Raw genomic sequence first — 21,110 nt, 5'->3', positions numbered from 1 at the left:
TAAGACCATAAGAGCAAGAATGAGGACGATTTACACCGATGAAAGCTGATAGAATGAGGGCAGAATAATGAAGAGGTGAGTGATGAGATGAATCAGATCAAGCGGTTTAACGAACTGCATCAAGGCAATGATTTGCTTTTGGTGAATCCTATGCTTCAGAAACGGTATGACTATATTGAACCAGAAAACGATAAGCATGCTGCCCTTTACGAAAAACTGCTGAGGAAGGATGAAAACGCCGGCTTTTATATCGGCGTGACGACAACTGGCATCGCATGCCGCTTTGGCTGCAGCGCTACACCTCCCCAGAGGCAGAACACCGTCTTTTCCAAAAGATTATTTGATCTCGTCTCCTTCGGTTTCAGAGAATGCAAAGTTTGCAAGCCGTTAACCCATGGGACCGAACAAGAGGACATCCGGCACTTTGTTGACCTGATACAGAAGGAACAACATCCGGAAAAATATTTGAAGCAGATCTCTCCGGATGATTCCTCTTATCGCCGTGCTAGCAGATGGTTTTTGAAGCAGCATGACGGAGATCTGCAAAAGTACGTGTACGTCAAGCGGGTAAACGACTTGCTCCGCAACGAAAGCAACCGTGACGAAGACCTCCCGAATACCCTTAGCTTCCAGAGATACTGGACGCCGATCGGTGTTTTGATCGCCTGTTTTTATGAGGGTGAATGCTGTTTGCTGGAATTTATGGACCGCCGGGCGCTTGAGACTGAGCTTGTTTTTCTGAAAAAGAGACTTAAGGCCCATCTCAAAAAGAGATCAAGTCCATTGAGCCGCCAGTTAGGTGTAGAGCTTCAGGAATATTTCTCGGGTTCACGAAGGGAATTTTCCGTGCCGGTTGCCAGCATTGGAACGGAATTTCAAGTGCAAACCTGGAAAGCGCTGAAGGATATTCCTTATGGCACGACGCGCAGCTATAAAGGGCAAGCGGAGCATCTGGGGCGTCCAAAAGCAGTCAGGGCAGTGGCCAACGCAAACGGCAAGAACCGCATCTGCATCCTTATTCCTTGCCATCGGGTGATCGGGGATAATGGTGACTTGAGAGGGTATGCGGGTGGATTGGAGCGAAAACAATTTTTACTTGAACTTGAAAATAACAGAAGTTTACAATAGAAGCACAGGAAGGGGACAGTGAAGATGGACAATTTCTCATTTGATGAGATGTGGGAAAAAATTATGGCGTGCGACAGTTCGTATGACGGTTTATTTTATACTGCTGTCAAAACGACAAAAATTTATTGCCGTCCTTCCTGCCGCTCAAGAAAACCGAAGAAGATCAACGTGGATTTCTATGAAACTATTCCTGAAGCAGTAGAGGCGGGCTTTCGTGCCTGTAAACGATGCCAGCCGGATGCCGGGCTTTCTCCTCAGATGGAGCTCGTCAAAAGCGTCAAATCATTTCTTGTTCAGCATTATAAAGAACCGCTCGTTCTTCAGGACATTGCCGATTTTGCCGGTGTCAGTCCGTTTTATCTGGAACGGCAATTTAAACAGGCGACCTCAGAAACGCCAAGGGAATATTTGGAGAAGATACGGGTAGACAAGGCCGCCCATCTTCTTAAAAATACAAGCCTTACAAATCTCGAAATCTGCTATGAAGCAGGGTTTCAAAGTCCGTCCAATTTTTATAAAGTCTTTCGTACGGTCTTGGATTGTTCACCCAGTGAATTTCGGAATAAGTAAAAGCACTTCTCCTTTGGGGAAGTGCTTTGTGTTTTTTGGAATCGAATTCAGTTCTTCACATCCTCCTTGGTGTGTGCCGGCCCTATATAAACCGATTCGGGCCTGAATATCGTGTTGTCTTCTGACTGTTCAAGAACATGGGCGGTCCAGCCTACCATTCGGCTGGCCGTAAAGGTGGGCGTGAACAGCTCGTCATCCATTTGAATGGCCTTCATAATCGCTGCAGCATAAAATTCTACGTTCGTATAAAGTGATCGTCCTGGTTTAAATTCGTGCAATAGAGCAACAGCCGTGCGTTCTGTCTCAAGAGCCAGATCAAGCCATTGGTCTTTTCCTGTCATGTTTAAGAGACGCTCCTTTAAAGCGGCCGCTCTCGGATCAAGCGTTTTATATACGCGATGGCCAAATCCCATCAGCTTCTCACCACGAACTAGCTTCTCTCGAATTACTCTTTCGGGATTGCCTGCTTCCGCCACTTCATCCAGCAGTGCGATCACACCGGAAGGGGCACCTCCGTGAAGGGGGCCTTTCATCGTCCCAATGGCTGATGTTGCAGCAGAAACGAGATCCGATTCTGTGGAAGCTGTTACCCTTGCTGAAAAGGTTGAAGCATTCATCCCATGCTCCAGCGTCAAGATCATATACGTTTCCAGCGCTTCAGCATGTGCTTTTAATGGTGTTGTACCATTGATTATATAAAGATAGTTTTCAACATGATCTAAATCTTCGCGAGGAGAAACAAAAGGCTTTCCTTCCATGCTGCGTGTGCGGTAGGCTATGATACTCGGAACGAGCGCTGTCAGTCTAATCGCTTGAGCAATCGTAGGCTTCCAGCCATATTCTTCAGAGCCTTCTGAAGAGATGGCGGTTCGAATCACACTCATCAAATCCATGTTCTTTGGAAGGTGATCAATAATCTCTTTGATCGAACTTGAAAGCTTCCTGTTTCTTTTTAACTCATTCTTCAGATCGTTCAGTTCATCTTCATTTGGAAATTTTCCATGCCATAGAAAGTAGGCTGTTTCTTCGAAGGAATAGCGTTTTGTCACTTCGCCGATATCTAACCCTCTGTACAGCAATTTTCCATTCAGGCCATCCACATGGCTGATGGATGTCTGTGCTGCCACAACACCTTTAAGACCTTTTTCCATCAATCATCTCTCCTTTTCTTCTTTGGTAACATTGTATAGAATATATATAATTAAGAAAATTAAATCTTTTTAAAGAACTTGATTAGGATCATTAATAAGGAGATAATAATGGAGTTTAATTGGCTATATACCTTTTTAACGGCGGCGGAAACGGGGAATTTTAGAAAAACAGCAGAGATTCTTTACATATCACAGCCTTCCGTAACAGTTCATATTAAGCAGCTTGAAAAAGAAATCGGGGTATTTCTCTTTCATCGTGAAGGAAAGAAAGTTAAACTGACGGAAGATGGAAAACGGTACTTGGATCATGCCAAAACGCTGATTGCCGTTTATGAAAACGGTCTTGAAGATCTTGCTTCCTTCAGCCAGGGCTATACGAGCAAGCTGGTCCTTGCCATCTCACCGCTGATCGCTGACACGATTCTTCCCTTTGTGCTGAAGCGATACTTAAATAAGCATCCTGAAACGGAAATATCGGTGAAAATCATAGAATCAGAATACATCGAACAAGCGGTATTGAACGATGAAGTGGATATTGGTCTATCATGTCTTCCTACAGCCAATTCCAATTTAATCTGTAATCTCCTATACAGAGACAAGGTGATCTTTGTTTGTACACACGATGGTCGGGATTCAGAATCCGCACCGCCTCTGGAAGAAGCAGAAGTATTCCAATCCAATTATCTATTGACTCATAATCACCCAGGTTACTGGGGAGGCTTGATTAAAACGATTAAAGCTAAATATCCTGGTGTGCGAATGATGAAAGTGTCACAAGTGCATATTACGAAAAGATTCATTATAGAAGGGCTTGGGGTATCCTTTCTGCCTGCCTCTACAGTCAGGCGAGAACTGCTGGAGGGAAGGATGCTGGAAGTGGACTGCCATTCTATTCAGCTGCCTGAAGCCAATACCTATGCACTCACAAAATACGATCACTCCAAACAAAGAGAATTCCTTTCCTTTGTTTCCAACCATAGAATTTAAAAAAAGGAGAGAAACCCATGAAAAAGAAAATGGCCATGATCAGTATGGCGATGCTGCTTTTGGCTGCATGTTCATCCAATAACGGACAGGACGAGCAGAAGAAGCATGAAAAGCAAAATCTCGAAGCAGCTGACAGCGTGTTCAAGCAAAACTGTGCCAGCTGCCACGGAAACAATCTTGAAGGAGCAGCAGGGCCTTCACTAAAACATATCGGCAGCAAATATTCGGAAAAAGAAATCATGAGCATTATTTTAAAAGGGCGAAACGGCATGCCGGCTGGTATATTGACTGGCGGAGACGCGAGGCTTGTGGCGGAGTGGCTCAAGGAAGAACACCAATAGGGAAATTCGTTTGTTTTACAAACTCACTGGCTTTTTTAGCATCAGTAAACGAGATGTTTTTGAGAGATTATCAATAATCATGACAAAAACCGCCTTTTTTAGGCGGTTTTTGTGTTTTATAAGAGGGGAGAGAGCAGGCGGGAGATGGATTCTCTGAAGCGGATCCACTTCGAACGCTCCTGATATTGTTCCCACGTTAATTTACGGGAAAGCTTTACATCCTCGTGAAAAGCGTCCATCAGCTTTTTGGCTATTGTTTTGTTGTATATAAATGCATTGATCTCAAAGTTCAGCTTCAAGCTTCGAATATCAAAATTAGCCGTTCCGACAGATGAAATCTCATCATCGACGACGATGGATTTAGCGTGGATAAAGCCGTTGTCGTAAATGTAGACTTTTGCACCTGCCTTCAGCAAGTCTCCGATATTGGATAACGAAGCCCAGTATACGAAAAGATGATCGGGTTTATTCGGTATCATGATCTTTACGTCTACCCCCGAATGGCAGGCGATCCGCAGTGTATCCAGCAGACTGGCATCAGGAATAAAGTACGGGGTTTGAATGGTGATCGAATGTTTGGCAAGGGAGATCATCTTGATGTAGCCGTCTTTGATCTGCGGCCACTCCGATTCTGGCCCGCTCGTAACAATCTGCATGCCGATAGCGCCTTTGCCGATTTCCTCAGGAAAAAGGACAGGATCATAATCAATATCATGTCCATATGAGGCTTGGTTCCAGTCTAGTATAAAACGGGTTTGCATGGAGTGGACGGCTGTGCCCTGAATCTTTAAGTGTGTATCACGCCAAAACCCAAACCTCGGGTTAAGCCCCAGGTATTCATCCCCTACGTTAAAACCGCCGACATAACCGATCTTGCCGTCGATAATAACGATCTTCCGGTGATTTCGGTAGTTCATCCGAAAATTAATAAAGGCAAACCTTGTGGGGAAAAAGACTTCAACCTCTCCCCCGGCCTTTCGGAGCTCGGAGAAAAAGCGCTTGGTGAGTCTTCGTGATCCCAATTCATCATATAAGACCCTGACCTTAACCCCTTGTTTTGCTTTTTCGACCAAGACATCCCTTATCTTTCTGCCAAGATTATCTTTTTTAATAATGTAATATTGCAGGTGTATGTGATGTTCTGCCCGTTCGATATCTTGAATCAGATTCTCGAACTTTTTCCCTCCATCAGTAAAAATTTCAACGGAGTTATCCCGTGAAAAGGGAGCCTCGTTATTGACGAGCTGCATGTAGATCAAGTCCTGGCTTGCTCTCTCGGGTTCGTTGCAAAACTCAAAGGACCCGTCCCGAAGATGCTTCATCTGGCTTTTTAAGGTTTTCTCCAAACCAAGCTTTTTTCGGTCATCCCATTGAAATAGCCGGTGTCTGCTTAAGTTTCGCCCGAACAATAAATAAAGAAAAAAGCCACCTAAAGGAATGAACACTAAGACAAGGAGCCATGCCCAGGTGGAACTGGCATCACGGCGTTCCCGAAATACGATGACGGCCGCAAGCAATATATTCAAAATGGTAACAAGCATAAGTAATATAGAAAAAATATGCATAAATTCTCCTTAACAAGCAAGAGTACGGTAGATGTATAACATACCATACTCTCCTTGTATATTCCCAGTTCTTCAAATAACAAGCAGTATGACCGGATTGATTTTTTTCCATAACCATAAATAAAACGTATCATAGTACCATTTATCTCCTAATGACTATTGCGAAAGAAAGCATATGGGAGGATATAAGAGGATATCTTCTTATATGTAAGTATATTATGGCTAACTGTTGGGATTCCTAATAGTAACTGTCACACACCCTTATATCAAAGGATACATAATTTGGTGCAGCTAAGAAACTTCTATACAATTAAAAAGTTGCGGTTAATCGTTGTCGAAAAATGTCGTGAAACTAGAGGTGATGTTAATGGAAGCAAAAGTGAGTATTAGAAATGTAACCAAAGTATTTGGCAAATCTCCGAAAGCTGCCGTTCAATTACTGAAAAAGGGTTACTCCAAGAAAGACATATTAAAAGAAACGGGCAGCACGGTCGGTGTAAATAACGCATCGTTTGATATCTATCCAGGTGAGATCTTCGTGGTCATGGGGTTATCCGGAAGCGGAAAATCCACATTGATTCGAATGATCAACCGGCTGATCGATCCTTCAAGCGGCGAAATACTTATCGATAATGAAGACATCGTGAAAATGCCTACCTCTCAACTTAGAGAAGTGAGACGCAAGACGATCAGCATGGTGTTTCAAAACTTCGCATTATTTCCTCATAAAACCGTGTTAGAAAACACGGAGTACGGTCTGGAAATACAAAATGTCTCCCCATCGGAACGCAAGGAGAAAGCAATGAAATCCCTTGAAATCGTCGGATTAAAGGGGTATGAAAATCAGATGCCGTCCCAGCTGAGCGGCGGGATGCAGCAGCGTGTAGGCCTTGCAAGAGCACTGGCAAGCGATACTGATATCCTTTTGATGGATGAAGCATTCAGTGCCCTTGACCCGCTGATCCGGAAAGACATGCAGGACGAACTTCTTGAAATTCAGGAATCCATGAAAAAAACGATCATTTTCATTACACATGATCTGGATGAAGCTTTACGTATCGGCGACCGCATCGCCCTTATGAAAGACGGAAGCATCATTCAGATCGGAACACCTGAAGAAATTATGATGAATCCTGCCAATGAATACGTTGAGCGATTTGTAGAAGATGTGGATATATCACGCGTTCTTACCGCTTCTCACGTTATGAAACGGGCAGAAAAGATTTCTCCTGACAGAGGCCCGAGGGTCGCGCTGCAGATTATGAAAGATCAAGGATATTCAAGCATCTTTATCGTTGACCGCAAGCAAAGATTGCTTGGGGCCGTAACAGCGGATGATGCCTCTATGGCCATAAAGGAAAACAAGACGATCGAGGAAGTCATGAATAAAGATGTGCTGACTGCAAGTGAAGATACACTTCTTTCAGATTTGCTTGAACCGATGGCGAATACTAATATTCCTCTTGCCGTAATTGATGAAGAAAAACGGTTAAAAGGAGTTATCATCCGGGGCGCTGTCATTGGCGCGCTTGCTGGAAACCGCGATGGGCTGAACGGAAAGGAGGATGACGAATGAATTTTCCGAAAATCCCTTTAGCACAATGGGTTGACCATCTAGTAGACTGGATCACAAATACGTTTGATCCTGTCTTTAATGCTATTACTGGATTTATTGAAGGGCTTCTTGACAACCTTGTTACTCTTCTTGGGATAGGTCCTTCTATCTTGTTAATTTTAATTATTACCCTTTTTGCTCTTTATACGAGCAGATGGGGAGTTGCCATTTTTACATTGGTTGGATTATTGTTAATCGACAATCTTGGATATTGGGATGCGACCGTCGATACGATCGCACTCGTATTGTCGTCAGTTGTCCTGACCATCGTGATCGGAATACCGTTTGGAATTTGGGCTTCACAAAATGATACGGCCAAACGGATTATCACACCGATTCTGGACTTCATGCAAACTATGCCAGCCTTTGTTTACCTAATACCATCTATTCTGTTTTTCGGAATCGGTGTTGTACCGGGTATCCTGGCTTCCGTTATTTTCGCGGTGCCTCCGACGATCCGTCTTACGAATCTCGGAATCCGTGAAGTACCGAAAGATTTAATTGAAGCCACAGAGGCCTTTGGTTCAACAACAGGGCAAAAGCTGTTTAAAGTTCAGCTTCCTCTTGCTGCACCAACTATCCTTGCTGGTGTGAACCAGAGCATCATGCTTGCCCTGTCCATGGTCGTTATCGCTTCACTTGTTGGTGCACCTGGACTTGGAGCAGAAGTTTACCGTGCTGTTACTCAAATTAAAGTCGGTGAAGGTTTTGAAGCGGGAATTTCGATCGTTATCATCGCGATCATTCTGGACCGTATCTCTCAGAACTTGCGAAAACCGCTTTTCGGCAATATCATCAATAAAAAAATCGTTTATTCTGTATTGGCAGGTCTGCTAATCGTAGCTTACGCGGCAGTAGCGATCAGCCAGGCAAAACCAAGTGAAACCAGCTCTAAAAATGTTGGTGACCAGGTAAACTATGAAATAACGGGTATCGATCCTGGTGCCGGATTGATGAAATCAACAGAAAAAGCAATGAAAGACTACGGTCTGAAGAAAGACTGGACACTGAAAGAAGGTTCAGCCGCAGCGATGACCGCTGAATTGAAAAAAGCGTATGAAAAGAAAGAACCGATCATCGTTACTGGCTGGACGCCGCACTGGATGTTCAGTAAGTACGATCTTAAATACCTGAAAGATCCTAAAGGGTCATATGGTAAAGGTGAATCCATTCACACCTTAACGAAAAAAGGGTTCAAACAGGAAAATCCAGGTGCTAACAAAATCCTGGATCATTTCTTCTGGAAACCTTCTGACATGGAAGAAGTCATGGTGGATGTTCAAGATGGAGCACAGCCTGAAAAAGCTGCAGCGAAATGGGTGAAATCTCATAAACAAGAAGTAGGCAAATGGACGAAAGGCGCACAAAAAGGCAACGGAAAAGAAGTCAAGCTTGTCTATGTGGCCTGGGAATCCGAAATTGCAAGTACGAACGTAGTAGCCAAAGTTCTTGAACAGCAAGGCTATAAAGTAAAACTTCAGCAAGTTGAAGCCGGACCGATGTTCGCCGGTGTGGCTGATGGAAGTGCTGACGCTATGGTTGCGGCATGGCTGCCGACAACGCATAAGGATTATTACAACAAGTATAAAGGCAAATTTGAAGATCTTGGTCCAAACCTAAAAGGTACAAAATTAGGTCTGACCGTTCCAAAATATATGCCGATCGATTCCATCGAAGATTTAAAAAAATAATTTGATCTTCTTGAGGACAGCTTCCTGAAAGCTGTTCTCTTTTTTTAGGTAGACTAATGGCCAAATTCTCCTAATAAACATATAGGGAATACTGCAAATTGTACGTAAGGGAGAGGTCAGCATGAATAACATTAACTGGGTTGTGAGTGATCCATATGTGTATCAAGCGCTGCAGTCGGTTGTAAGCAAGCCGGTTGTCGTCCAGACGGAACGTGGCTCGGTTCGAGGAACGCTTAAACAGGTTGTTCCTGATCACATCGTCGTAGAATCAGCGGGAAACTCCTTTTATATCAGAACTCAGCAGATCATTTGGGTCGTGCCAAATCCGCAATTGGTTCCCGAATAATACAACCTTCGCCACGCATAAGCATTGAGGTAGAACGGATCACAGCGGGGGTGAGGCACGATGATGAAGCGTGTGAACAAAATAGCGATAGAGCTTCCTAGGCCGGAACATGGTGACATGAACGGAGCCGCGGCGGTTCAGGAACTATTGGGCGGCAAGTTTGGTGAAATGTCCACGTTAAATAACTATATGTATCAATCGTTTAATTTTCGGGGAAAAAGAAGTTTAAACCCTTTTATGACCTCGTTGCGAGTATTACGGCAGAAGAGTTCGGCCACGTCGAGCTCGTCGCCAACACAATTAATCTGATGTCGTTCGGAAATACGTTTCCAGGCAACCCTGACAGTACGCCTCTTCAGAATGGAAAAGATGCGCGTTATTCCCTCCACTTTACGACAACGGCACAGGCTGCTTACCCGGGGGACGGAATGGGCCGGCCGTGGAATGGAGACTTTGTCACCAACTCCGGAAATCTTGTGGGTGATTTGCTTCATAACTATTTGCTCGAAATCGGGGCAAGATCCCATAAAATGCGCTGTTATGAGATGACCGATCACCCAACCGCAAGAACGATGATCGGTTATTTGCTCGTCCGCGGCGGCACTCATATCATCGCTTATGCCAAAGCACTGGAAGTGGCAACAGGGGTTGAAGTTGGTAAGATGCTGCCCGTGCCGAGCCTGGATAACAACAAGTTTGATTATGCTAAGCCATTTATAGATAAAGGGCTTTCCAATGTTTTATATACATGGGGGGAGCCGGAGTACCGGGATATCAGTAAAATCTGGAAAGGAAAAAATCCTGAGACGGGACAGCAGTTAACGGTCATTGACGGCATGCCGGAAGGAGCAAAGGTTCCTGATTTTGAGGAGCTGCCTGAAGAGTTTGCTCCGGGCATTGATCAGGATGATTATCAGCGGATTTTGAAGCGGCTGATGTCGAATATATAAGGGGATGCCGGGTCGCTGATGAGTTTTTTGCGGTTCGGCTTCTGTCTTTGTGGGTATTGAGCCAAACTCAGGAATAATTGAGCCTAACTCCAAATAATGGATCCTACTTTATTATTCATACTATTTCACCCGGAAAACCTTGACATTCATCCGAAAATTAAGGTACTATACTAAAAAATAAATGCTTATCCTGAGCGGCTGAGGGACTGGCCCTATGAAGCCCGGCAACCCGCAAATAGGCGGTGCCAATTTCAGACAAGAATCTATTTTTAATTACATACAGTAAGAGCTGACTAGACATCTAGAGGCTCGTTTAAACAGGAATCGACCTGTTTAAGCGGGTCTTTTTAATTGGCTGTTTTCGTAACCTTTGTTGCTCCTGGGAGTGGTTGATTTCCGTTCCAGGATGCTCGCTTTCCGCGGGGCGTGCGCTGAACCCCTCGGCGCTTGCGCCTGCGGGTTTCACCTGTCACGCTCGTCCCGCAGGACAAGGAAGGCTTCGGCAGCGTTATATCGCACGAAGAAAATGTGAAATTCATTTTCGAGGAGTCTCGCACCTTGCACTCCAATCAACTTAGCAATGAAGGTTTCTTTACAAAAATGCTCCCAACCAAAGCAACAATCATTAAGAAAAGTGTCATTTTAATTTGTAAAAAAACAGGGGAGGAAGCGCATGTTTACGTTCTATTGGAGTCTATTGACCTTGCTTTGGGTTATCGGACTCTTCATCTGGCATAAAATTTATCCGGACAAGAGGAATGAAGGGTGACCTTTTGTCTGAAAAGACCTTATCTCACAAAAGCGGGATAGGGTCTTTTGATTTTTATGTAAATTGTTTGATTTTCTGCAGTCCGTATTTTAACCATGGTATGATAAAACATAATGATTACGTTTTATTTTGTTTAAGGAGGATCCTGTTATGTCTCAACCAAAGATACCAACCTATATATTAAGCGGCTTTTTAGGGAGCGGGAAAACGACCGTGCTGCTGAAGATGCTGTCGGATTTTAAAAGCAGGGGGCTCAAGCCGGGCATCGTTCTGAATGAACTCGGACAAGTGAATGTAGAAGGGCATATGTTCAAAGGCGAAAAAATGCTGGAGATGCTGGATGGCTGTATTTGCTGTACGATCCAGGACGACCTTCGCGAGGAACTGCAGTTCTTTTTACAGGAAGAGAACGCTGTCGATGTATTGCTGATTGAAGGTACAGGAGTTGCAAACCCGAAGGAAATTCTTGAAGCACTGACGGATCCGCGGCTTCGTGACGGTTTTGAAACCCAATCGATCATCAGTCTGGCCGATGCAAGTAAGTTTCTTGAGTATCAAAGCATATTCTCCAGTTCAAGAGAGATACGCGAGATGCTCAATGAACAAATAACGAGCGCTACACTTATTCTTTTAAACAAGATGGATCTTGTTAACGAGAAAACGAAAGATAAAATCTATAAAAAGCTTAGAAAGCAATTAAAAGCGGAAGTAGAGATCCTCGAGACAGTATATGGCGAGGTGGAACTTGACGAGCTGCTGAAGAAACGGATGAGCACGGTCGCGGTATCGCTAAGCAAGGGAACAGGAAATGCTGGGCATTCTCATCATGAACATGAAGATCACCACCATCATGAGCATCCATTTAAGGCATTTAAAATAGAAGATTTCCCGGCGGTTGAACGGATCCGGTTTGAAAAATGGCTGAAAAAACTGCCGGAAAGTGTTCTGCGAGGAAAAGGAATGGTATCACTGGCGTCCCCCTCCGGACTCTATCAATTCCAATTTGCATCGAAAGAAGTAGAAATGGAGCGGATGGAAGATCAAGATTGCAGGACATGCCTCATTTTAATTGGCTATAACATGCCGATTGAGGAAATTCGAGTTTCTTTTCAGCAGGAAGTGCTGCAAACCGTCAGCATCTAGGTCCGTTTGGCAAGCTGGATTCAGTGGCGGAGGTTTACCCGCCGTTTTGGGACAAATATGCGCGGAAATGCAAAAGTTACCCGGCAACACCACGAACCACACAATCTCCTATTCAGCAAAATCGTATAAAACATGCTACATTAATTCATGATGATAAGAGTGTAAGTTGAAGGAGGATATATCGTGATACGTTTTGGAGTAATCGGAACAAACTGGATTACCGATGCTTTCTTGAAAGCAGCAGGTGACTTGGAAGACTTTAAGCTGGGTGCCGTCTATTCAAGAACGGAGGAGAAAGGGAGAGAGTTCGCGGGCAAGCATGGGGTACATACGGTTTTTACCAATGTGGAAGAGATGGCAAAATCCGATGTGATCGATGCGGTTTATGTTGCCAGCCCGAACTCTTTTCACTCGAAGCATGCCATCACGCTGATGAACCATGGCAAGCATGTGCTCTGTGAAAAGCCGCTTGCTTCCAACGCAGAGGAAGTCAAAGAAATGATCGAAGCGGCAAAAGCAAACAAGATTGTTCTGATGGAGGCGCTAAAATCAACCATGCTTCCGGGATTCAAAGCAATTCAAGAAAGCTTGCCCAAGATCGAGACCATAAGAAGATACGTGGGAAACTACTGCCAGTATTCTTCCCGCTATGATGCCTATAAAGAAGGAAACATTTTGAATGCGTTTAAGCCTCAGTTTTCAAATGGAGCGCTCATGGACTTGGGAACGTACTGCATCTATCCGCTTGTAGTTCTGTTCGGCAAGCCGATCAGCGTAAAGGCGAGCGGGGTTATGCTGGAATCCGGTGTGGATGGGGAAGGCAGCGTCCTTTTGACGTATGAGTCGATGGAGGCTGTCATTACGTATTCAAAGATTACGGATTCGTTCCTTCCTTCTGAAATTCAGGGGGAGAAAGGGAGCATCATCATTGACCGGATTCATACACCGGAAAAGGTTGAGATCCGCCATCGAGACGGATCGGTGGAAGATGTCTCTCAAACAGCCCAACATGAACCGATGTATTATGAAGCAAAAGAATTCATCTCTCTGATTAAGCAAGGAAAACTGGAATCAGACATCAACTCTCACGAAAATTCTCTTACAGTCATGGAGATTATGGATGAAGTCCGCAGCCAGATTGGTGTTGTCTATCCAAGCGACCGAAAATAAACGATTTGAACTGCTCAGAGTTTTTTCTGGGCAGTTCTTGTTTAGATAGGCTGTGAGAATGAAATAGTACGTACCATATGAAAATGGGGGTTTGGATGAGAGTGCATTGGTCACACTAAAGGTGACGATCCTTTTATTTACATAGATAGGGAAACTATTAGGCAATGAGGAGTGGAAGACATGACGAAAAAAGTGAAGAAAGCCATTATTCCGGCAGCAGGTCTTGGGACGAGATTTCTGCCGGCCACGAAAGCAATGCCGAAAGAAATGCTGCCTATCGTAGACAAACCAACCATTCAATACATTGTGGAAGAAGCGATTAATTCCGGGATAGAAGATATTCTGATCGTAACAGGTAAAGGAAAACGTGCGATCGAGGATCATTTTGATTATTCATTTGATCTGGAGCAGAGTCTGTTCAGCAAAGGAAAGGTGAAACTGCTTCAGGAAGTTCAGCGCTCGTCAGAAATGGCAGATATTCATTACATCCGCCAGAAGCAGCCGAAGGGGCTTGGGCATGCTGTATGGAGTGCAAGGAAATTTATTGGAGACGAGCCGTTCGCTGTTCTGCTTGGTGATGATATTGTCCAATCGGAAACACCGTGCATTCGCCAGCTGATCCAGCAGTATGAGAAAACAGGATCATCTGTTATCGGGGTAAAGCCTGTTCCAGAAGAAGAAACAGACCGGTACGGGATCATTGAAACGAAAAAACAAGTAGGACGCCTGTATGAGGTCTCCAATTTTGTAGAAAAACCTTCAAAAGGCGAAGCTCCTTCCAACCTGGCGATCATGGGGCGCTACGTTCTTACTCCCGAGATCTTTTCCATTCTCGATAACCAGGAAATCGGGGCCGGAGGGGAGATTCAGCTTACCGATGCCATTCATAGGCTGAACCAGGAACAGAACGTATATGCTTATGAGTTTGAGGGTGATCGGTATGATGTAGGGGACAAACTTGGTTTTATAACAACCACGATTGAATTTGCATTGAAGAACAAAGAGCTTAACGAGCCTCTTATGCATTATTTAAAAGAAAAGCTGATGAACGTGCAGGCTGATCCAAAACTGTAAGCCATTGCCGATTTAAGGGCGTATCCTAAATAGAAGGGGTTCCATGATTGTGAAATACTGGTCAGCCTTGAGTCCGGAAAATAAACATCTGACATTGGCATGGGTGCTGCTGGTTTTGTTCATGGCCCCTCCGTTTATTCTCGGTGAGCATTCTCATATCCGAGTACATGACAATATGGATTCCAACATTGCGTGGTACAAGGTGTTAAAAGAAAGCGGGCAGCTGTTCGGTCCGATGGACACCGTCATTCCGCAAATTATCAACGGCCTTCCCAGGAATGCTTTCGGAACTGAGTTCAGTCTGATCCAATGGCTTCATCACTGGTTTCCGCCTATGACAGCTTATGCCATAAGCCAGGGGATTACCCGGATTTTTGCGTTCATCGGGATGTATTTGCTGCTGTCGAAGCATTTTATGAAAGATGAAAAGGCTTATCCCATAACCGTGTGGGTTTCACTGGCCTTTGCACTGACTCCCTTTTGGCCGTCGGGAATGCTCAGTACGCTAGGGCAGCCCCTTGCTTTATGGGCATTTTTAAATATTAGAAAGCACAAAGAAACCTGGAGGGAATGGCTTACGCTTTTACTCCTGCCCCTATACTCCAGTTTTGTGCTTGGATTTTTCTTTTTTCTCACTGCAGTGGGTGTGATCTGGCTTTATGATGCAGTTACAAAAAAGCGGTGGAACATGCGCTTTTTATTCAGCATTGTATTGATGACGGTCCTTTATTTGCTGATTGAATATAGACTCGTATACTCGCTGGTAGTGCCTGAAGCACCGACAAGCCGGAATGAATTCATGAGCTCGAAGCTTTCGTTCTGGCATACAATACGGCTTGTTTTCAAAAACTATTTTCTGGGCCACACGCATGTCCTCACTTTACATTCAGCGGTCATTATACCCATTATGTTTGCTGCGCTTTGGAAGATTTGGAAAGATAGAAGCAGTGGCGAGATTAAAAAATCGTTCCTTCTCTTATTCTTGCTTAACTTCTTGCTGTCTGTCTGGTATGCCTTTTGGTTTTACAAGGGCTGGACGCCTGTAAAGGAGAAGGTTTCTTTTCTTGCGACGTTCAATTTTGCACGTTTTCATTTTTTGCGCCCGCTCGTTATTTATGTTTTGTTTGCTTTAGGAAGCTGGATTCTATGGAAAATAGAAGGCTGGCGGACATGGATAAAGGCCGGTTTGGCTCTTCAGATTTTTATTTTATGCTGTGCTCATGAGGAAATTTATTATCGTGTTGTCCATGCGCCGTCCTTCAAGGAGTTTTATGCCGTCAAACAATTCGAGGAGATGGAACACTATATCGGAAAGCCGCAGTCTTCCTATCGTGTGGCGAGCATCGGGATCCATCCTGCCATCGCCCAGTATAACGGCTTTTACACCCTTGATACATACAACAATTATTATCCGCTGTCTTATAAGCATGAGTTCCGCAGAATCATTGCCAAAGAACTTGATAAAGACCGGATGCTAAAAAATTACTTTGATCAATGGGGAAACCGGTGCTATCTTTTTGCAGATGAGCTGGGAAAGAAGTACCATTACACGAAACATTCAAAGAAACGCATTCAGCATCTCCAGCTGAACACGAAAGTCTTTACTCAAATGGGAGGCCGGTATATCTTTTCTGCGCTTCCGATTGATAATGCAGAAGAAAATCACCTGCATTTTGTAAAAGCATTTTCTCACAAAGAATCAGCCTGGAGGATTTATTTGTATCGTGCTGAAAAAATGGACTAAAAATGGCAAAAGGAGTAGCCGGAAGAGTTGGCTGATGAGAAATGAAACATTCATTTGTACGATTTTTGATAGTTGGTGTAATCAATACATTGGTCGGATTATCGGTGATCTATCTGCTGCTTCATGCAGCAGATGTATCATATTGGCTGGCAACCTTTTCAGGAAACGCAGTAGGCGCATGTGTGAGCTATGTGCTAAACCGGATGTTCACGTTTAGAAGCTCCTCACCAGTAGCGGGAAGTATGGTGCGGTTTGCTATCGTCATTTTTCTCTGCTATTTTATCGCCTATTATGCCGGAATTCGGATCGCAGACTGGGCCTTCTCAGCAATCCTTCCTCTGCCAAAACACTTTGCCAAAGATGCCGCTGTTTTGATAGGAACAGGACTGTATACGGTTCTGAATTATGCCGGACAAAAACGCTTCGTGTTTACGGAGAGCAGCAGCTCTGGTAAGGCGGGCACTATGACGCGGGAGTAATAAACTAACAGTTCTTTACTTTGTTCCGGGTGCGGGATGATCTACCCCTTTTACATGATGCTGATGGCCATCGTCTACACTTGTATAAAAGTCGTAATAGTGAACATGCATGCCGTTGCCTACTGGAATAGGCGGACCAGAATAGGCTCGGTAATGGTGGTTATGGCCATTTTCAAACATTACGTATCCTTCCGTAAAATGGATGTGGCCTCCGTCCTGTGTAGGAATGGGCGGAGAAGTGACATCAAGGCATTGATGGACGTGGTCTCCAGCCATGGAAGTATAATCAACGGAACCATGATTGTGGTTGGGAACAAATCCTTGGACAAAATCATCCTTTCCCACTTTGTTGTTCATAAGAATCTCCTCCTGTAGCATTTGGTCTACTCAATAGTTATGTTCTGTTTTGTTTTATTTTCCAAAATTTTATGTTTCATTGATTTTCTCTTATGAAAAGAGTATGATTAATGAACTGGACTTTTGCCGTAAATTATAAGGATGATGGATATGAAAAACCCAAAAATCAAAATCACATACCTGCCCTGAGCCGCCTTCGGCTTAGGGTTTTTTTTTCCTTTGGGAAACATTATTTTAGGAGGGGAACATGGAGATTGTACATGAAAGAGAAAGAATAGGTAAAAAAGTGGCCTGGCTGGCTCTGATCAGCAACTGTATATTAACCATTGGAAAGGTTGCGGTCGGGCTGATTGCAGGAAGTGAATCGGTCTTTGCGGACGGTATACACTCCGCTGCAGACATTGTAGCTTCTATTGCTGTACTGGCCGTGGTAGGAATCTCCAACAAGCCGCCTGATGAGGACCATCCATTCGGACATGGTAAAGCTGAAGTGCTTAGTGAAGGCTTTGTAGGTATTATTTTATTTCTTGTTTCTATATATATTGTTATTGAAGGCATCCTGGGCTTAATCGGAACACCGAAAGCACCTGAGTACATTGCCTTGTTCGCCGCTCTATTTTCTTATATTGCAAAGCACCTGCTTTACCATAACTCCATGAAGCTGGGTGAAAAATACAACAGCAAAGCCATAATAGCGATCGCGTTTGACCACAAAGCTGACATTGTAGCCTCCCTCGCTGCTTTTTTTGGTGTCATACTATCCATTATCGGGGATAAATTCAACTTGCCTTATCTCTTATACGGCGATGCTGCGGCCAGTCTGATCGTCGCTTTCCTTATCCTGAAAATCTCACTGAAACTGCTCGGTTCATCCGTTGATGTATTGATGGATAAGAATATTGAAAAACCGCTGCTGACGCAGTACCGAAAAGTTGTCATGGAATTTAAAGAAGTGAAGCGGATTGACCGCATGAGAGCGAGGACACATGGCCACTACATCATTCTGGACTTAAGAATTTCGCTCAATTATGATCTGAGCATTAAAGAAGGCCATGATATTGCAAGAGATTTAAGAGACGAGATACAAAAAAGATTTCCGGATATATCTGAGGTATTTATTCATATTAATCCGTATTTTCCTGACAAAAATTGACACCCTGCCTGGGTGTTTTTTGTTTATCACAAGAAAAATCGGGAATAGGTTGCATAAACAAATCCTTTAAAAGGAGGAAAGATTAAATGAAATCTATTCATGTTCTGCTTGAGTATACGGAAGAAGCTCCTGAAACGTTTGATAAAGATCTTCGCGGGAAATTAAATGATAATTTAAGTGATTTGGGGCTGAAAGTCGTTTCGATTGGAGATTTTGGTACAGAAGATGAAGATAACTCAGCCAGTTCACAGTCAAACAAAGCCTAGCATGATGCTTCCGGAAAACGGACGACAATTATCCCGGATCACAACACTTCCGCAGGCGGGCAGTAAACCCCAGCTGAGCAGCTGTCCGGATATGAATATTCCGGAAAAAATAACCATTGTTCTTTAGACCTTGTCCCAGGACAGGGTCTTTTTCGTTTTTTTCAGGTATCAGGAACGTAAAATAAGATAGAAATTTGTTGGAATCCTTTAGCTCTTTAAAGGAGATAATTACGTGATGTAGAAATTAGTATTACGGGCGTTTATGTAAGTCTGCTCTAGTAAGATGTCCTCAAAAGGAAAGGATTTTGTTGAAATAAAAAGGAAAAATACTTAAATTGTTGAAATGTATGAAGGGTAAGTAATCCAGTATCTGTTCACTGAAATTCCATAAAACAAAATCCGTATGCCCATAGAAAGTAAGCACTACCAATAAAACAGGAATAGAGGTGCTTACCATGAACTATCATCAGGTTACGGTTGAAATAAAAAATGAATTGGATATCTCAATTGCCCGTCAAGAAGGGAAAGAACTTGCTAGAATCATCGGTTTTAATTCCGTTAATCAAGTCCGGATCAAAACTGTGATATCCGAGCTTGCCAGAAACATTTACCTTTATGCAGGAGAGGGTAAAATCATTGTCGAAGCGATTGAGGAAGAAAAACGGGCAGGGATCAGGGTATCGGCCATTGATCAAGGTCCAGGTATTCAAGACATTAAAATGGCGCTTCAAGCAGGATATACGAGTTCAGGAGGATTGGGAGCCGGTTTGCCGGGGGTCCAAAAATTAATGGATATCATCAATGTTCAATCGACTCTTAATTTGGGTACTGAAATCACGGCCATTAAATGGTGCAGTGAAAAAATGATGAAATAGCCGCCGAATTCCTGTGAAGACAAAGGGAGTCGGCGGTTAAATTTTGCCTTTTTTTATGGGAAAAATAACAAACAGGATGTCTCTCCTCTATAATACACAATAAGCCGTACGATAAGGAGAACCCTTATTTATGATAAAGTCTGTTATTTTTGATTTTGATGGCACGCTCGCTGACTCAAGGCTCGTGTTCTTATCGGTGTTTAATCAGCTGGCAGCAAAACATGGTTTTCGGAAAGTAGATGTTGAAGAGATGGAGTTTTTGAGGAAGCTTTCGATGATGGAAAGGATCAAACATCTGAATTTCCCAATGCACAAAATACCAGCATCGAGCGCTGAGTTTTACGAGCTTTATAATCAAGCATTAGGGGATGTGACATTGGTCCCTGGCATGGCTGAACTGTTATCAGAAGTAAACAGGAGGGGATTCAAGTCGGCCATTATATCTTCCAATTCGAAAAAGAATGTTGAAGCCTTTCTATCCCGAAACCGCCTCCACCATATGGAAGAGATCATTTGCTCCACCCGGCTTTTTGGTAAGGATCGCCATATTAAAAGCTATCTTAAAAAGAACGGAATGGCCAAAGAAGAAGTGATCTATGTCGGTGATGAAGCCAGAGATATTGCCGCCTGCAGAAAAAGCGGCATTAAAATCATTTGGGTAGGCTGGGGCTATGACGCAAGGGAAGCTGCAGAAAAGGAAAAACCGGATTTTATGGTTTTCCATCCCAAGGATATTTTAACGGTATTGAACTGATCACATGATAAAACCCTGCGTCAAGGACGCAGGGTTTTGTATGGCAGTTTCCGCTTCTTTTGCTGCATTAGCAAAAACGGCAGCCTTCTCTTATTGCCTTTATAATGGATGATTTCAAGCAGTTGGTTCAGTGCTTTAACCTGATCGGATTCATTCATTTCTTATGTGCCCCCTCTTCATATCAATCTATGAAGGAGTTGAGGCATTATGCTTTTTTTTTCTACGCCAGATATTCCTGCTGGATCACAGTGTTCAGTAAAATGTACTGTCCCTGATCAAGGACAGCCGAGTATAACTTGGCCTCGCTTTCAGATACACCAATCTTGACCAGTTTTTGGTGGGTGTTTTTTTCAGAGGGCGGGAGCTTGCTTGTTTCGTAAGGTCCTACAATCATCATATGCTTCGTGTCCATTCCGTCTTTTTTTAATAGTTTAAGCTTGTTTAATACTTTTTTCTCTGATGGGTAAATGCCAATAACCCTGCGAGTATTCATAGGCAGACCTCCTCAGTTTTAGAATGATAATTTAAGGGAATATTCTGTTAATTCCCGCAATGGTTATACTTTAAAACCTATTTCAAAAAATTTAAAGGGTTTAGGTTTGATTTTGTTCTTCGAAGGGTAAAAGCATTTTGAAGCAACCCCCCCCTTTTTTAAGCCAGAGCCATAACGGTTTTGGTTTTTTTTATGCTTTAAAAGATGTGGTATAGTGAATGAGGAAGTATTTGAACAGATAGGGGTATGCACGTATGGTTGAGGTGTTACTGGCAGCGCTTTTGCCGATTGTTTTACAGCTTCTTTTTAACCGGGTGCTCTTTTCAAAGTATCTGCCTGTCATGATTACATTGCTAATTTTGCTGTTTGCGTTCGATGGCCTGAATCAGCCGGTGTATCTTCAGGCAACAGCACTATGTTCTGTATTGGCCGGCTATTGGCTCGGTTTAAACATTCATAAAAAACAAGCGCGTAAAATGAAATAAAAGC

General features: G+C 43.5%; 22 protein-coding genes, 1 pseudogene and 1 riboswitch. Of the genes and pseudogenes, 18 read left to right on the top strand and 5 right to left on the bottom strand.

Translation table 11 applies throughout. The features are described 5' to 3' along the window. The first annotated feature begins 87 nt into the window (after positions 1–87). Together LCY76_RS18705 and LCY76_RS18700 are read left to right on the top strand one after the other, a co-directional pair. Positions 88–1,128 (top strand): methylated-DNA--[protein]-cysteine S-methyltransferase, encoded by a 1,041-nt coding sequence (locus LCY76_RS18705; protein WP_248253873.1) that lies wholly within the window; start codon positions 88–90, stop codon positions 1,126–1,128. A 24-nt stretch (positions 1,129–1,152) separates the two neighbouring features. Further along, positions 1,153–1,698, top strand: a complete 546-nt coding sequence (locus tag LCY76_RS18700) for a bifunctional transcriptional activator/DNA repair enzyme AdaA (RefSeq protein ID WP_248253872.1) — start codon at positions 1,153–1,155, stop codon at positions 1,696–1,698. Positions 1,699–1,745: 47 nt separating this feature from the next. Here LCY76_RS18700 and LCY76_RS18695 read toward each other — a convergent pair whose 3' ends face one another. Next, positions 1,746–2,852, bottom strand: a complete 1,107-nt coding sequence (locus LCY76_RS18695; protein WP_248253871.1) for a citrate synthase/methylcitrate synthase — start codon at positions 2,850–2,852, stop codon at positions 1,746–1,748. A 105-nt stretch (positions 2,853–2,957) separates the two neighbouring features. Between LCY76_RS18695 and LCY76_RS18690 the strand changes: the two genes are divergently transcribed. Together LCY76_RS18690 and cccB are read left to right on the top strand one after the other, a co-directional pair. Beyond that, entirely contained in the window at positions 2,958–3,836 is an 879-nt protein-coding gene (locus tag LCY76_RS18690; protein ID WP_248253870.1) for a LysR family transcriptional regulator, read from the top strand. Positions 3,837–3,853: 17 nt separating this feature from the next. Next, the gene (gene cccB / locus LCY76_RS18685; RefSeq protein ID WP_248253869.1) at positions 3,854–4,177 is read left to right on the top strand and encodes a cytochrome c551; all 324 of its coding nucleotides are present in this window, start codon (positions 3,854–3,856) and stop codon (positions 4,175–4,177) included. A 116-nt stretch (positions 4,178–4,293) separates the two neighbouring features. Here cccB and cls read toward each other — a convergent pair whose 3' ends face one another. Continuing rightward, positions 4,294–5,742, bottom strand: a complete 1,449-nt coding sequence (gene cls / locus LCY76_RS18680; protein WP_053357038.1) for a cardiolipin synthase — start codon at positions 5,740–5,742, stop codon at positions 4,294–4,296. A gap of 367 nt (positions 5,743–6,109) precedes the next feature. Here cls and LCY76_RS18675 point away from each other — a divergent pair, with 367 nt between their 5' ends. The 9 genes and pseudogenes from LCY76_RS18675 to LCY76_RS18630 all read left to right on the top strand — a co-directional run bounded on the left by LCY76_RS18675 (position 6,110) and on the right by LCY76_RS18630 (position 16,723). Beyond that, positions 6,110–7,318 carry a quaternary amine ABC transporter ATP-binding protein gene (locus LCY76_RS18675; RefSeq protein ID WP_248253868.1) on the top strand — a complete coding sequence of 403 codons (1,209 nt, stop codon included), beginning with the start codon at positions 6,110–6,112 and terminating at the stop codon, positions 7,316–7,318. Then, the gene (locus tag LCY76_RS23935) at positions 7,315–9,048 is read left to right on the top strand and encodes a glycine betaine ABC transporter substrate-binding protein (RefSeq protein WP_272885638.1); all 1,734 of its coding nucleotides are present in this window, start codon (positions 7,315–7,317) and stop codon (positions 9,046–9,048) included. Before LCY76_RS18675 ends, LCY76_RS23935 begins: the two co-directional genes overlap by 4 nt. Positions 9,049–9,169: 121 nt before the next feature. Further along, complete coding sequence (locus LCY76_RS18660) at positions 9,170–9,394, top strand: YuzF family protein (RefSeq protein WP_053357041.1); 225 nt, start codon at positions 9,170–9,172, stop codon at positions 9,392–9,394. Between the two features lie 60 nt (positions 9,395–9,454). Further along, positions 9,455–10,344, top strand: a pseudogene (locus tag LCY76_RS18655) (manganese catalase family protein). Positions 10,345–10,526: 182 nt separating this feature from the next. Further along, a riboswitch (SAM riboswitch) is annotated at positions 10,527–10,606 on the top strand. Positions 10,607–11,263: 657 nt separating this feature from the next. Beyond that, positions 11,264–12,256, top strand: coding sequence for a CobW family GTP-binding protein (locus LCY76_RS18650; protein ID WP_248253867.1), 993 nt, complete (start codon positions 11,264–11,266; stop codon positions 12,254–12,256). A gap of 183 nt (positions 12,257–12,439) precedes the next feature. Further along, positions 12,440–13,426 (top strand): Gfo/Idh/MocA family protein, encoded by a 987-nt coding sequence (locus tag LCY76_RS18645; protein WP_248253866.1) that lies wholly within the window; start codon positions 12,440–12,442, stop codon positions 13,424–13,426. 180 nt (positions 13,427–13,606) lie between these two features. Further along, positions 13,607–14,500, top strand: coding sequence for a UTP--glucose-1-phosphate uridylyltransferase GalU (galU, locus tag LCY76_RS18640; protein ID WP_248253865.1), 894 nt, complete (start codon positions 13,607–13,609; stop codon positions 14,498–14,500). 43 nt (positions 14,501–14,543) lie between these two features. Further along, positions 14,544–16,244: a DUF6044 family protein gene (locus LCY76_RS18635; RefSeq protein ID WP_248253864.1), complete on the top strand. Its 1,701-nt coding sequence runs from the start codon at positions 14,544–14,546 to the stop codon at positions 16,242–16,244. Positions 16,245–16,285: 41 nt separating this feature from the next. Continuing rightward, a complete protein-coding gene (locus LCY76_RS18630) occupies positions 16,286–16,723 on the top strand; it encodes a GtrA family protein (protein ID WP_248253863.1) in 438 nt (145 codons plus the stop codon). A 15-nt stretch (positions 16,724–16,738) separates the two neighbouring features. Here the strand turns inward: LCY76_RS18630 and LCY76_RS18625 are convergent, their stop codons facing one another. Then, positions 16,739–17,080: a YmaF family protein gene (locus LCY76_RS18625; RefSeq protein ID WP_248253862.1), complete on the bottom strand. Its 342-nt coding sequence runs from the start codon at positions 17,078–17,080 to the stop codon at positions 16,739–16,741. A gap of 253 nt (positions 17,081–17,333) precedes the next feature. On the opposite strand from LCY76_RS18625, the gene LCY76_RS18620 reads away from it, so the two are divergent. The 4 genes from LCY76_RS18620 to LCY76_RS18605 all read left to right on the top strand — a co-directional run bounded on the left by LCY76_RS18620 (position 17,334) and on the right by LCY76_RS18605 (position 20,128). Beyond that, positions 17,334–18,233 carry a cation diffusion facilitator family transporter gene (locus tag LCY76_RS18620; RefSeq protein WP_175501840.1) on the top strand — a complete coding sequence of 300 codons (900 nt, stop codon included), beginning with the start codon at positions 17,334–17,336 and terminating at the stop codon, positions 18,231–18,233. A gap of 86 nt (positions 18,234–18,319) precedes the next feature. After that, positions 18,320–18,499, top strand: coding sequence for a hypothetical protein (locus LCY76_RS18615; protein WP_248253861.1), 180 nt, complete (start codon positions 18,320–18,322; stop codon positions 18,497–18,499). A gap of 455 nt (positions 18,500–18,954) precedes the next feature. After that, a complete protein-coding gene (locus LCY76_RS18610; RefSeq protein WP_248253860.1) occupies positions 18,955–19,374 on the top strand; it encodes an anti-sigma regulatory factor in 420 nt (139 codons plus the stop codon). A gap of 130 nt (positions 19,375–19,504) precedes the next feature. Continuing rightward, positions 19,505–20,128: an HAD-IA family hydrolase gene (locus LCY76_RS18605; RefSeq protein ID WP_248253859.1), complete on the top strand. Its 624-nt coding sequence runs from the start codon at positions 19,505–19,507 to the stop codon at positions 20,126–20,128. A 20-nt stretch (positions 20,129–20,148) separates the two neighbouring features. Here the strand turns inward: LCY76_RS18605 and LCY76_RS18600 are convergent, their stop codons facing one another. Together LCY76_RS18600 and LCY76_RS18595 are read right to left on the bottom strand one after the other, a co-directional pair. Then, on the bottom strand, positions 20,149–20,286 hold the full coding sequence (locus LCY76_RS18600) for a hypothetical protein (protein ID WP_156419044.1): 138 nt from the start codon (positions 20,284–20,286) through the stop codon (positions 20,149–20,151). 62 nt (positions 20,287–20,348) lie between these two features. Next, positions 20,349–20,621, bottom strand: coding sequence for a hypothetical protein (locus LCY76_RS18595; RefSeq protein WP_248253858.1), 273 nt, complete (start codon positions 20,619–20,621; stop codon positions 20,349–20,351). Positions 20,622–20,875: 254 nt separating this feature from the next. Between LCY76_RS18595 and LCY76_RS18590 the strand changes: the two genes are divergently transcribed. Beyond that, positions 20,876–21,106, top strand: a complete 231-nt coding sequence (locus LCY76_RS18590; RefSeq protein WP_053357054.1) for a DUF2198 family protein — start codon at positions 20,876–20,878, stop codon at positions 21,104–21,106. The last annotated feature ends 4 nt before the right edge of the window (positions 21,107–21,110 follow it).

Source organism: Fictibacillus marinisediminis, from assembly GCF_023149135.1.
Classification (GTDB): Bacteria; Bacillota; Bacilli; order Bacillales; family Fictibacillaceae; genus Fictibacillus_C; species Fictibacillus_C marinisediminis.
Note: the sequence above shows the minus strand (reverse complement) of the source record. Positions and strands in the feature narration are given on the sequence as shown.

Coding starts and splice junctions, on each gene's coding strand:
- LCY76_RS18705 (WP_248253873.1), top strand. CDS start 88: ATGAATCAGATCAAGCGGTTTAACGAACTGCATCAAGGCAATGATTTG.
- LCY76_RS18700 (WP_248253872.1), top strand. CDS start 1,153: ATGGACAATTTCTCATTTGATGAGATGTGGGAAAAAATTATGGCGTGC.
- LCY76_RS18690 (WP_248253870.1), top strand. CDS start 2,958: ATGGAGTTTAATTGGCTATATACCTTTTTAACGGCGGCGGAAACGGGG.
- cccB (WP_248253869.1), top strand. CDS start 3,854: ATGAAAAAGAAAATGGCCATGATCAGTATGGCGATGCTGCTTTTGGCT.
- cls (WP_053357038.1), bottom strand. CDS start 5,742: ATGCATATTTTTTCTATATTACTTATGCTTGTTACCATTTTGAATATA.
- LCY76_RS18675 (WP_248253868.1), top strand. CDS start 6,110: ATGGAAGCAAAAGTGAGTATTAGAAATGTAACCAAAGTATTTGGCAAA.
- LCY76_RS23935 (WP_272885638.1), top strand. CDS start 7,315: ATGAATTTTCCGAAAATCCCTTTAGCACAATGGGTTGACCATCTAGTA.
- LCY76_RS18660 (WP_053357041.1), top strand. CDS start 9,170: ATGAATAACATTAACTGGGTTGTGAGTGATCCATATGTGTATCAAGCG.
- LCY76_RS18650 (WP_248253867.1), top strand. CDS start 11,264: ATGTCTCAACCAAAGATACCAACCTATATATTAAGCGGCTTTTTAGGG.
- galU (WP_248253865.1), top strand. CDS start 13,607: ATGACGAAAAAAGTGAAGAAAGCCATTATTCCGGCAGCAGGTCTTGGG.
- LCY76_RS18635 (WP_248253864.1), top strand. CDS start 14,544: ATGATTGTGAAATACTGGTCAGCCTTGAGTCCGGAAAATAAACATCTG.
- LCY76_RS18630 (WP_248253863.1), top strand. CDS start 16,286: ATGAAACATTCATTTGTACGATTTTTGATAGTTGGTGTAATCAATACA.
- LCY76_RS18625 (WP_248253862.1), bottom strand. CDS start 17,080: ATGAACAACAAAGTGGGAAAGGATGATTTTGTCCAAGGATTTGTTCCC.
- LCY76_RS18615 (WP_248253861.1), top strand. CDS start 18,320: ATGAAATCTATTCATGTTCTGCTTGAGTATACGGAAGAAGCTCCTGAA.
- LCY76_RS18610 (WP_248253860.1), top strand. CDS start 18,955: ATGAACTATCATCAGGTTACGGTTGAAATAAAAAATGAATTGGATATC.
- LCY76_RS18605 (WP_248253859.1), top strand. CDS start 19,505: ATGATAAAGTCTGTTATTTTTGATTTTGATGGCACGCTCGCTGACTCA.
- LCY76_RS18600 (WP_156419044.1), bottom strand. CDS start 20,286: ATGAATGAATCCGATCAGGTTAAAGCACTGAACCAACTGCTTGAAATC.
- LCY76_RS18595 (WP_248253858.1), bottom strand. CDS start 20,621: ATGAATACTCGCAGGGTTATTGGCATTTACCCATCAGAGAAAAAAGTA.
- LCY76_RS18590 (WP_053357054.1), top strand. CDS start 20,876: ATGGTTGAGGTGTTACTGGCAGCGCTTTTGCCGATTGTTTTACAGCTT.